Annotated in this window: 4 protein-coding genes; 1 reads left to right on the plus strand and 3 read right to left on the minus strand. The window is 31.2% G+C overall.

The genetic code is table 11. From position 1 onward, the window contains the following. Window positions 1-27: 27 nt before the first annotated feature. The 3 genes from I6U51_RS24310 to I6U51_RS24320 all read right to left on the minus strand — a co-directional run bounded on the left by I6U51_RS24310 (window position 28) and on the right by I6U51_RS24320 (window position 5,514). Window positions 28-2,895, minus strand: coding sequence for a DUF5050 domain-containing protein (locus I6U51_RS24310; protein ID WP_211145122.1), 2,868 nt, complete (start codon window positions 2,893-2,895; stop codon window positions 28-30). Between the two features lie 52 nt (window positions 2,896-2,947). Continuing rightward, entirely contained in the window at window positions 2,948-4,996 is a 2,049-nt protein-coding gene (locus tag I6U51_RS24315) for a cell wall-binding repeat-containing protein (protein ID WP_246517678.1), read from the minus strand. A gap of 179 nt (window positions 4,997-5,175) precedes the next feature. Then, a complete protein-coding gene (locus tag I6U51_RS24320) occupies window positions 5,176-5,514 on the minus strand; it encodes a hypothetical protein (RefSeq protein WP_211145123.1) in 339 nt (112 codons plus the stop codon). 358 nt (window positions 5,515-5,872) lie between these two features. Here I6U51_RS24320 and I6U51_RS24325 point away from each other — a divergent pair, with 358 nt between their 5' ends. Beyond that, entirely contained in the window at window positions 5,873-7,582 is a 1,710-nt protein-coding gene (locus tag I6U51_RS24325) for a sensor domain-containing protein (RefSeq protein WP_211145124.1), read from the plus strand. Window positions 7,583-7,738 lie beyond the last annotated feature (156 nt).

A 7,738-nucleotide genomic window follows, 5' to 3' on the forward strand; every position in this document is an offset into this window, starting at 1 on the left:
TAGGTTAAAGTACATTATATTTTTACTTTAAGGAGCTATAGCTTTCGCATGGCTACATTTCAATGCTTTTCCACCATAAGCTTGAACTACATATACATCCTGTCCATCAGTAACACTTAACACAGGATTATTTAAATCATTTATCTTCGTCCATCCACTTACATCTTCTCCTAGAATTGGTGTAGGACCATTTACCTTATAGTAGTAATCATATTGTGCATCTAGCTGATTTCTAAGTAGTACATTTCCTGCAGTTCCTGATATAACTAATTGTCCTAATGGCAATGCTATACCATCTCCAAAGGATGCCTCTATAGCATCACTTTCTGCAAATTGTGTGCTTCTTGTTACATAAATTTTATTATCTCCACCAGCCTTATATTCAATATATCCAGCTGGAATTGATATAGTAGCTTTAAACTTAATTGGATCAAATGGATTAGGACTTGGTACATATTCAACCATTTGTGAAGCAATTCTTACTCTAACGTTATCTACCAACTTATAGACATTTACTATATCTCCTTGCTGTAGTTCAGTAGTTGGCGCTATTTCAACTATATCATTTTCTGTTAATCCATTAGGAAGTTTACCATAATTAGTTACTGCTATATTTACTTTGCTGCTATCAAATCCTGGTTTTCCTGACAGTGCTTCTTTTATTTCCACTTGAACTGGTTCGCTTTCTAAAACACCTGGTGAAGTTCTTGTTACATAAACATACTTAGCATCATCAGTTAGTGTCTTTTCTTTTCTAAGAGTAATTGTAGTGCTTAGTAAATTTCCAGCTACTGACGGTACGATGATATCTTGTCCTAATAATTCTGCCTTATTAGGATCTCTATAAACCTTTATTGTATCTCCAACTTGTAGACTAGCTTTTACATCCATTGGCTTACCAGTATCATCTACATTAATATATATCTTATCATCTAACAGACCGGCATTATTTATAACCTTAACAGATTTAGCTGGTATTGGTTCGCTTGCCATAGATAATGATAATGTAACCTTTGCTCCATAACCTACTATTGTACCAGTATATTGTATTGATGAACCCTTAGCTCCACTACCTTTTTTAGGATTTAGATCCCAGTCAACTAATAATTCATGTACACTATTGTCACTCATTACTGCAGTAACCTTATCTGGTAAATATTCTTCTAAATTATTTAAGTCTGCTCCTACTGCATTTTTAGTAGGTGTTGCTACCTTATCATAAGATACTATCTTTAAATCCTGCTTTGGTTTTACTATTGCAGTAGAGGAATATTGATAAATCGCTCTGCCGTTAGAATCCTTGTTAGGTGAAATCTTTGGTTGATTTGCAATAAACATAGCATTACCCTTGGAGTAATAAACCTTATCTCCCACTAAATTAATAAAGTTAGTATAGTCATCGGAGTACTTATCTCCTGATATTCTCAAATAGTCTACTAATGGTGCTCTATATATTTTATTTCCATCTGAAGCATCTGCATAATACATCCATTTTCCGTCATCTGTTATGTTCATTGAATATAAAACGGCATTGGATCCAGTATTTCCATTACTTACCACAGTAGATCCTGAACTTCCTCCATTTTTAAGTGTCCATTTTAATTGTCCTGTATCAGTAATATAGTAAATCTTATCATTAGCTAAAGTAATAAATTTAGCACTATCAGAGGATACCTTAGTTCTATAAGTTCCATCAGTATGTACTGCATATATAGCATTACCTTGGTACTTGTTTGTAAAATAAATCATATCTCCTGATACAATTAAAAATTCTGCTTCATCATTAGTAATAGGTGTTCCTGGTGACTTATTAGCATCTCTGTTAACTTTTCTTATGTTTCCAACTCCTGTTCCAGAGTGATAACTATAGTATATATATTCTCCTGATACTACCACATAAGAAGCCTGATCTGTACATACAATTCTTCTTCCTGTACCATCTGTTCTTATTTTATATATTTTTTGACCATCGGTGTAGTTACTATAATATATCCAATCTCCAACAACATTTATAAATTTTGCGTTATCTTCACATATTTTATAGCTTTGTATTCCATTTGTCTTATATATTCCGCCGCCATCTCCTGCATTGCTATAGTAAGTCCAATCACCTTGTTGGCTTGTTAATCCATTATTATTTAAGTTTCCTAATCCATTGTTGTTAGAAATATTACTAGTTGGCGGTATAAAACTATTGTTTAATTTAAATTCAACAATATTTTTTCCTACTTGTAATTGTCCAACAGGCGTTCCTGTAGCTATAAGTGTTTTATCTGAAGAAAGTACTTGTAATTTTATATTCAAATCTGTAGTAACTAAGTTTAACAAATAGTCATCATTACTTTCTCCTTTTAATGTATCTGGTGTTCCTATTTTCTTTATTAGATCACTACTGTTATTATTATAAACTTTAAAATATTTTGGCTCTAAAGTATTAGGTCTAACATCAACTTTACCAACTACATTATCATTAGGTACCCTTACACTTACAAAATACATAGTAGAACCTACAGAATTTACAGTTACTTCAGCATAAGCAGTAGAACTCTGACTATCTTTTTCAAAGCTTGTACCTACAAGATTATAGTTTGTTTTGCTTCCATCTGTATTATAATATGTTATATTTTTCGGTGTAAAATTTGCCATATCTACAGGCGTATTTGGATCGAATAAATTTACTATTTTATTGCTAGAAAGGTCATTATAGTAAATGTTTGTATATTGGGAAGAGTTGTTCAGTATATCATTTAACTGCTTCACATTTTTTGAAATATATCCTATATCATAGGCCTTATCACCAATTATAATAGCATAGCCTGGTAAGGCAGCAAATGCAGTAGTTGATAGCATTGTAGCCATAGCTACAGAAGCAACTAACACTTTTATTTTTTTCATTAAAATTTCACCTCATTTAAAATTAATTCTATTTAAAATAACTAATTAATTATTAATTTGATACAACCTTTAATATCAATAAAACTGGATCCTTATAGTGTTTTACTGTACCCTTTATGTAGTATGTTTGAGGAGTACCTAAATCTATAAATGGTTTGTCCCACTGAACATCTACATAAATTATTTTGCCATCTGAAGTCTTAGCAGCAACCTGTGTTGGCATAGAGTAATAAGTTCCTTGAACTACAGTATCTCTAACTTCTGGTATTTCAACAATCTTAGGAACTACTATTAAAGTCAGATATGCCTTATAAATAGAATCCTTCACTGTTCCTTCAAGTCTTACAATTCCAGTTTTGCTTGTATCAATACTTTTTGTATTCCAGGTTACAGGTAAATTTTTCTTACTAATTTTATCAAACACAGTTTTAGGTAAAGTATATGGATCTCCCTGTACTATTTCAATGGTAGTATCGTCATATTGCTCACCAGGATTTGTGCTGCTTCCACTACCTCTTACAACCAATGTAAGTTTTGCCTTCTTATTATACTTTTCAACGGTTCCATAAAAAGTATAGACCCCTGGAGTGTTAATTTGAGGATCTCCATACTCCCAGCTTACTGGTACTTTACTCACTGTTCCATCTGACATTTGAGCTTGTACAGTACTTGGAAGAGAGTATGAATCTCCAACTCTAATCTCATCTGTAATATCCTCAACCTTAGTAGGAATAGGCTTTACTATAAGTGTGGTATATACAGTTCTATATGTACCATCTATTGTTCCATACAATGTATATATTCCTGGCTTTGTTGTATTTACCCTTGATAAATTCCAGGTAACAGGTACTTCTTTTATAGTTCCATCAGTAGCAGTTACTACTATTGTAGGTCTAGCTGTATATTTTTGATCCTGCCATATAGTATCAGTAAAGTTATCAACATAAGCTATATCTAAGGGAAGTGCTTCTGCTATCTGCTGCGAATAATAGTCTACTACACCCTGTCCACCTAAAATTTTTATATTATTAACTATTTTTGATCTCAGAAAATTCGTTGTAGCATCTGAAATTGGACTGTCTATGTATAAAATCGGCGATGAAGTCTTCGGTGCCATTGCAGCTGCCACAAGGGAATCTGGAAAATCTTTTGCAGATGCTAAAAATATAGTGCCTGTACTTATTTCATTCTGAAAAGCATTTATTATACCAGTATTCCTTTCATAGATATCCCCCTCTGCTATTCTTTTAGCATTTGGTATGTATGGTAAAACAGAATCACTTATCTGAGCTTTTCCTCCTATCACATATGCTTGGTCTAATTTCTTGTTAGCCTGAAGATATTTTTTAACTGAATCTGGCATATAATCTCTTCCAGTTAAAATAATCGGCATTCCTTTTAATGCTGCAATAGATGCTATAGACATGCCGTCGTGGAAATCATCACCATTAACTACTGCAATTTCTGTAGCCTTTCCAAGCTTTTGGGCAACTAAGATGTCTGTTTCATATCTATCTGCTCCACCAAATCTTGTAACTTTAATTCCTCTTGCCTTAAGAGAATCCTCTACACTCTGAGACACAACCCCTTTTCCGCCTATTATAAACACATTTTTTACATTTAATCTATTTAGCTGTACTGATGTATAAGGATTTAATATTTCTTTATTGGTAAGCAAAATAGGGGCATCATATTTTTTAGCTAATGGGGCCGCAGATAACGCATCTGGAAAGTTTTCACCGTTAACTATAACCGCATAATCTGTATTTCCCTGCCAACCATTTTCACAAACCTTAGCAGCGGTTTCGTATCTATCAATTCCATTAAACCTAACTGTAGTAGTAGCTGCATGTACCTTAGTAAAACTAAAAGAAATACTTAAAGCTACCGCTGCTACTAGTGCTGCAAGCTTTTTACTTTTAAGCACAAATAAAAACTTATTGTTATTCATGTAAGGCAAACCACTCCTTCTTTTGTTAATTATAAAATCACTATATATAATGCTGTAAGGCTTTAACTCCCAATAAGATATCTTCCAGAACTTAAACCTATATATAATTCTGCTGCTGCAACCTTTGCTAAGTAGAGTTATATCATCCATAATTCACTTTTTTATTATTATCGTCCATTTTTATGTAATATTTATATAATATTTATTGGAAAATTAATCTTTTAACAGTTATATTAACCAAATATTTTTACCGCATTATAATTAAAGCCGTCAAAGTAACCATATGTAAACAGGTTATTTTAACAGCCTCTCGAAAACTAATATTATTCTTAATAAAATCTAAGCCCATTTCCTTCATCTTTAATATACATCTCAAACATCTGCAGCGCCTGTAGTTCAGTTATTTGTTTATTTACTAATTTACGGTGTAATATATATAAATTAGCATTCATATCTGGATCTACACTTTTTGTTTCTTTCATTTTTTTAAGAATTCTTTCCTCAAGAGATAGTTCATTTACAGCTGTCTCAGCTTCTAATAAACTTAATAAATCCTCTGCTTCTTTTTTTATATTTTTATCTTTAGTAATAACTTTTATTGTATTTAACCCGGATTTGACTTTATCTATACATTCTTGGCTTATTAATAATTTTTCTTCATTACTCAAATTAAATTCCCACCTTTTCGATGATTACTATAGTTTTCAAACCATGCTACATATTTCTATTTTATCAGTGCGGTTTCTTTAATGTCAATTGTATAGAGAAAAAAATGTAAAAACTACGGAATATATAATAATTAAATAATCTATTATCATAGTTTTTAATATAGTATTTACTAAATCAAAAACTATTTGCAATTTTATAAATTTTTACAACTTTTCAAAATTATATTTATTATAGCACAGTAAATGTATTATAATAGATTATATCATAATATTTTTAATTAATAATATACTTAACTTAAATACTACAATTATAATATATATCTCTAGTTTCACTTTATCCAAGAAGGAGATTTCTCATATGGAACTTAGAATTAATGAAATATTAAGTATTGAAAAAACTTCTAATTTTGATTTAGAAGAATATAGAACTATATTGTGCTCATCAAAATACGGTCTATGGAAATGGGATATTTTAAGCAGTAAAATTTATTTTTCCCGGGAATGCTTTGAATTACTTGGCTACAGCGAAAATAATATATACAATTCTCTAACCCAACTAATCCATAAAGATGATATCAAAGAATTTTTTGCAACTATAAATAATAATATAAAAGACAAAATTGACATATTTGACTTTGAATGTAGACTAATAAGGTATGACGGAAATTGCATTTGGTCTTTTATTGAAGCAAAGTTTTTCTACAATAAATATGGTAAAATCACTAAAATGTTAGGTTCTATTACAGATATCACTCATAGGAAGACCTGGGAAAAGAAACTTTATAGCATAGCTTATTATGATAATCTTACAAAACTTCCAAATTCAAATATGCTGCAAAGTGACTTGGAAAAACTGTGCAGCGGTGATATTGTATTTTCTACAATTTGTATGAACATTGATGATTTTAAAACTATAAATAATACTTTAGGTCATGATGTAGGTGATAAATATCTAGAAAAAATATCAAAATTACTTAAAAACTTCTGTAGCGATAACTGTTCAGTATACAGGCAATCTGGTGATGAATTTGTTTTCCTTCTCAAAGGTGTAGATAAGATAGAACTTATAGAACATTTTGTCGACTTAGTCCAAAAGACTTTAACTAGCAATACATTTCAAATAAATGATAATCAGTTAGGTATAACCACAACAATTGGTGTAAGCATTTTTCCAAAGCACTCCACTCTTCCCTATGAACTTCTAAGGTTTTCGAGCAACGCTATGTATTTTGCCAAAAATTTTGCTAAAAGCACTTACATAATATATAGTCACAATATATCTTTAAAAGCTTTAGAAAAGTCAAAGTTTGAAAATAACTTAAGGCTTGCCCTTATAAATAATGAATTTCAGGTTTATTATCAACCTCAAGTTAATATAAAAACAGGAAAACTAATAGGAATGGAAGCTCTTCTTAGATGGATTAAACCAGATGGAACCAAGATTATGCCCTCGGAATTTATTCCAATTGCAGAGGATATCGGACTTATTTTACCGCTAGGTGAATTTGTGCTGAGGCAAGCATGTAGACAAACCAAATTCTGGCATGCTAAATATAGTTATCCCTTAAAAATTTCTGTAAATATATCTGAAAAGCAGCTTGAAAACAAGAATTTTATTGATATAGTTTCTAATGTTCTAACTGAAACAGAATTCAACCCTAAATACTTAGAGTTAGAGATAACTGAAAGTACAGCAATTAAAGACATAAATAATATTGTAATACTTCTTAATAAGCTTAAAGATATTAACGTTAAGATAGCTTTAGATGATTTCGGTACCGGCTACTCGTCTCTAAGCTACTTAAAGGAGCTGCCCCTAAATACGATTAAAATTGATAAAAGCTTTATAGATAATATTGAATATGATAAGAAGAAAAAAGCAATAATGAAATCCGTTGCTATTTTATCTCATGACATAGACTTAAATATAATATGTGAAGGCGTGGAGACTGAGAACCAATTGGAATTTTTAAAAAGCATTAATTGTGATGAAGTTCAGGGATATTATTTTGGGAAACCTCTTTCAGTTGAAGATTTTGAAACTAACTTTTTAATACAGGGGTACTAGGCGGTCAGTTAACTTATACGCCGGGATATGTTTCCAAGCTTCAGCACGTTAAGCAGAGAGGCAAAATCTATGATTTTATGCGAATCGCTTACTCCTCTGACGTAAGGAAGAGGAGTTTCATATAACATTAAGCTACTGTGCTCAGTTCGGACCAAC

It is taken from the genome of Clostridium aciditolerans, assembly GCF_016316925.1.
Lineage (GTDB): Bacteria > Bacillota > Clostridia > Clostridiales > Clostridiaceae > Clostridium_AM > Clostridium_AM aciditolerans.

Bases quoted from the DNA above. Each gene is read 5' to 3' on its own strand.
- I6U51_RS24310 (WP_211145122.1), bottom strand. From the start codon at position 2,895: ATGAAAAAAATAAAAGTGTTAGTTGCTTCTGTAGCTATGGCTACAATG.
- I6U51_RS24315 (WP_246517678.1), bottom strand. From the start codon at position 4,996: ATGGATGATATAACTCTACTTAGCAAAGGTTGCAGCAGCAGAATTATA.
- I6U51_RS24325 (WP_211145124.1), top strand. From the start codon at position 5,873: ATGGAACTTAGAATTAATGAAATATTAAGTATTGAAAAAACTTCTAAT.